This is a genomic window from Pseudothermotoga sp. (genome assembly GCA_025060105.1).
In the GTDB taxonomy this organism is placed as follows: domain Bacteria; phylum Thermotogota; class Thermotogae; order Thermotogales; family DSM-5069; genus Pseudothermotoga_A.
Genome location: JANXCS010000016.1, coordinates 1 through 4,302, shown reverse-complemented (window position 1 = coordinate 4,302; position 4,302 = coordinate 1). Strand labels below are relative to the sequence as shown.

The following is a 4,302-nucleotide window of genomic DNA, read 5'->3' as shown; positions in this document are numbered from 1 at the left end:
GACCTTCGCATGGTTACCCCCCAGATGAACACTGACGAATACATCTTAACTTCATTTTGAATGCTTGGTGGTTAAACGGAACGCACTTTCTCTTTTGCCCAAGTAGAGGTAAAAAACTGTTGAATTTATAATCTCGGATCCAGAATATCCCTCAATGCATCGCCTAGGATATTCAGGCTCAACACGATCATGGCGATGACGAATCCTGGAAAAAGTGCCATCCACGGGGCTGTGGTCAAGAAAGCTGTGGCTTGAGCCACGAGTCCACCCAGAGTTGGTTGTGGTGGTGGCACGCTCAATCCAAGAAAACCGAGCGAAGCTTCCGTTAAAAAAGCGGTTGAAAGATTCGTAGTGAAGGTGACTATCAAAACGGAAGAAATGTTGGGTAAGATGTGAACGAACATGACTCTTAAATCACCAGCTCCGATAGTTTTAGAAGCTTTCACAAAAAGGCTTTCCCTCGTAGACAATGTTGCTCCACGAATCGTTCTTGCAAATATCGGTGTATAAACGATAGCTATTGCCAAAATCAAATTGATCAAACTGTTCCCAAACAACGCCACGATGAACAAGGCCAGCACGAGTGTTGGAAAAGCAAAGAAACTATCGCAAATACGCATGATTATTAAATCTACAACACCACCGTAATATCCAGAAGTAAGCCCCAAAAGTGTTCCGAAAAAGCAAGCCAGCAGAATTGAGGAGAATGCCACCAGGACACTTTTTTGTACGCCGTGGACACAACGTGAGTAGATGTCTCTACCGAACTGATCGGTGCCGAAAAAATGTTTCAAAGAGGGGGGACTGAGCATCGCTTCATAGTCCATAGCGAAAGGATGATACGTTGAAAAGATTTTTGGAAAGATGGCCATCAGAACGATCAAAAACAATATCGACAGAGCGAAGATATTCAAAGGCCTTTTTAAAATTTTTCTGAAAATTCTCATTTTCATTTCAGCTCCACTCTTGGGTCAACGAGTGTGTAAATGAAATCGATTAGAATGTTCAATAAAACGATCATGACGGCCACAAACAGTACGATCGATTGAACGACAGGATAGTCTCTTTCGTTCACAGCTTGCAACAAAAGCCTTCCTAAGCCAGGGAGTGCGAAGAGATTTTCTACAACGATCGTTCCCCCGACCAAATAACCAAGTTGTATCCCAGAGATAGTTATAACGGGGATCAGAGCATTTTTGAGCGCGTGCTTGAAGATCAATGCAGAACGACTCACACCTTTCGCCTTGGCAGTTTTTATGTACTCTTGCCTGAGGGCATCGAGCATGGAAGACCTACTTATACGAACTATTTGAGCGCAGATCATTAAGCCGAGTGTTAAAGATGGCAACAACATCGATTGAATATTCTTCAGAATATCTTGATTGAAAGGCACGTATCCGAAAATGTTGAAGCCTTTGAACAAGCCAGAGAACAAGACGATGAATATCGCGCCGATCCAAAAAGCTGGGGAAGAGATTCCAATCAAGCTGAACAACCTAATGACATCGTCTACAAAACTATCCTTCTTCACCGCCGCAGTGACTCCCAGCACTATTCCCAAACTCAAAGCTATCGTCATGGAAAGTACAGCCAGCTCTAAAGTCACAGGTAATCTGCTCAAAATCAGTTGCAATACGGGTTTACCCGTTCTCAAAGATACACCGAATTCGAAAACAACCACGTTCCTAAGCCAGAGAAAATATTGAACGATCAAAGGTTTGTCCAAACCGTACTGTCGGTAAAGGTCTTTTATTTGCTCTTCTGTTAGATAATTCTGAGTGCCGAGCACCATATCGACCACGGTGCCCGGCACCAAATGAATAGCGAGAAAGACCATTAAAACTACTAAAAGAACAGTTGGAATCGAGACTAGTATCCTTCTTATAGTGTAACTGAATGTCACTTTTTGTAAGTCTCCCTCAGAAAGATCAAGCCTTCGTTAGGTAAGAGCTTGAAGCCTTCCACGGACTTGTCAGCAACAAAGAACTGATTCTGACAATAGAGGAAAATCACAGGCGATTCTTTCACAAGTAGTTTTTGAAGCTCATCGTAGATCTGTTTCCTCTTTTGAACATCCACCGTGCTCCTGCCGAGTTCAAGCAATTCATCCACCCTCGGATTTGAGAACAAGAACACATTGGTAGAACCGCCCGTTTTGAAATGCCTGTAGAACTGGATATCTGGTTCCATCGAACCACTGTTCATGGATATGAATGCATCAAAATCACTCTCTCGCCATCTTTTAATGAATATACCCCATTCCACAAGTTCGATCTTTACATTCACTCCTATCTCAGCAAGTTGTGCTTGTATGACCTGTGCGACTTTATCAAAGTTGTAGCGCTGAGATGTTACGATTGTGAATTCGAATCCTTTTGGATAACCAGCTTGCGCTAGAAGTTCCTTTGCTTTGACCGGATTGTACTTGTACTCTTCGAACTCCTCTGGTTGTAAAGCCCAAGCCTTTATCGACGGATGCATCGGGCCAGCAACCACACCCTCACCAAAGGCAACTGTTTTCACAATAGCTTCTCTATTTATGGCGTAGTTCAACGCATTCCTCACTCTTGGATCGTTGAAGGGTTTCCTTGTAGTGTTGATACCTATCAAGTAATAACTTAGTGTGGGGGATTTGAAGATGTTGAATCTGTCTTGTGGGAACTGTCTGACATTCAAAGGTTCACTTATCTTGGCCATATCGACGTCTTTATTCTTTAGCGCGGCGACTCTTGAAAGTTCCTCAGGCATAAAAACGAATTTGATCTCATCGAGAATGGGCTGACCTTGGATGAAATAGTGCGGGTTTTTCTTCAAAACCAAATAGTTTCCAGCCACATACTCCGCCAGATAGAAAGGTCCTGTGCCGTTCGTTTCAAGCTGCAGATTCTTTCCAGATTCGAAGAATTTTTTGCTGATGATCGAACTGTTCACACCTGCGAAGTTCGGTAATATGGCACTTGCCATTGGTTTTTTCAATTTGAATTCCACAGTTCTCTCATCGGTCGCTTTCACATATTCAACATCCTGGTAAAACGCTGCTGCAGGCGATTTGGTTTCTGGATTCAGTATTCTTTGAAAGCTGAAAACTACATCTTCCACAGTGAGTGGCGTTCCATCGTGGAATTTGACGTTCCTTCTGATTTTGAAAACTATCGTGTACGGATCGACCACTTCGTAGCTTTCAGCCAAGTTTGGCAGTAATTGTAAGTTTTCTCCGAATCTCAATAGACCATCATAAACATTTTCTAAGATTCTGTGTGATGCGAACGCTGTCACCAAGTGTGGATCGAGCCCAACAGGTTCAACATCAACGGCAATCGTGAGCTTTCCTGCAGCCAGGAGAACAACGCTTATCAAGACTAGAAGTAAAACGATCGACCTTTTCACATCACCACCCCCTTATGTGATTACAAAACTACAATGGTGTCTATAAATATCATACCGAAACCAGACTCAAAAGTGTACCTTTCTTGAGTGAAAATTATGTAGAACAAGTATTCGAATTTGACTTTCAAATCTTATGAGTTGAGCACATACATTCGGCAAAACGCTTTTGTTGCGGCTTTTTCTTGCTTAATTTTTTGGCAAAAGTGAAGTAACATATGTGTTCTGAACCTGGGTATTTTCATAAAATTCTCCTTCAAAATCAGTGAATAAACACGATGAGTTATACGAGTAAAAACATTGTGAAAAAGTAAAATATACAACAGTATATTTGAGTAAAAATGCCTTATTCAGTAAAAATATACCACATTGTGAAATTTCACTTTATATTCAGCTGAAATGTTACAAAAAAGCCGAAAATCTAGCATTTTTTGCCGAACGTCAGATAGACATAAAAAGGCGGGGGGTTTTTGAGACCCCCGGAAAGACGCTTCAATGGCTCTAGATGCGATAAAAGGTTAGTTTTATCTGATGGAAGAAACCTTTCTCGCTTTACACTCACGAATTAGATGTGGTAGAATAAATCTGAACCCTATGGGTTTCAATCGAACCTTAGAGGGATGGAAACAAGCCCTCGTTCCGCAGCTGCCATAAAACATCCTGAAGTTTCAATCGAACCTTAGAGGGATGGAAACTTTTTTTAAAAGCCCGGGACAAGCCCGGGCCTATAGTTTCAATCGAACCTTAGAGGGATGGAAACTAGTCGGTGACCACAAAAAGCTCAGTCTCATAGTCGTGTTTCAATCGAACCTTAGAGGGATGGAAACACGAGGACGGTCCTGGATGGGACCACAACAACCCTATGTTTCAATCGAACCTTAGAGGGATGGAAACCTGGTTCAGTGAACCTCATACTCC

The 4,302-nt window shown here is 42.2% G+C and carries 3 protein-coding genes and 1 CRISPR repeat array; all 3 genes read right to left on the bottom strand.

Going from position 1 to position 4,302, the window contains the following annotated elements; translation table 11 throughout:
• Positions 1-125: 125 nt before the first annotated feature.
• From NZ875_09635 to NZ875_09625, 3 genes are read right to left on the bottom strand one after another with little or no spacing between them, the layout of a single operon-like run.
• Positions 126-947 carry an ABC transporter permease gene (locus NZ875_09635; GenBank protein MCS7175996.1) on the bottom strand — a complete coding sequence of 274 codons (822 nt, stop codon included), beginning with the start codon at positions 945-947 and terminating at the stop codon, positions 126-128.
• Positions 948-949: 2 nt separating this feature from the next.
• Positions 950-1,903, bottom strand: a complete 954-nt coding sequence (locus tag NZ875_09630; protein MCS7175995.1) for an ABC transporter permease — start codon at positions 1,901-1,903, stop codon at positions 950-952.
• Positions 1,900-3,387, bottom strand: coding sequence for an ABC transporter substrate-binding protein (locus NZ875_09625; protein MCS7175994.1), 1,488 nt, complete (start codon positions 3,385-3,387; stop codon positions 1,900-1,902). The genes NZ875_09630 and NZ875_09625 overlap by 4 nt, the downstream gene beginning before the upstream one ends.
• Before the next feature lie 595 nt (positions 3,388-3,982).
• Positions 3,983-4,278: a CRISPR direct-repeat array (repeat unit 30 nt; unit sequence GTTTCAATCGAACCTTAGAGGGATGGAAAC).
• Between the last annotated feature and the right edge of the window lie 24 nt (positions 4,279-4,302).

Coding starts and splice junctions, on each gene's coding strand:
- NZ875_09635 (MCS7175996.1), bottom strand. CDS start 947: ATGAGAATTTTCAGAAAAATTTTAAAAAGGCCTTTGAATATCTTCGCT.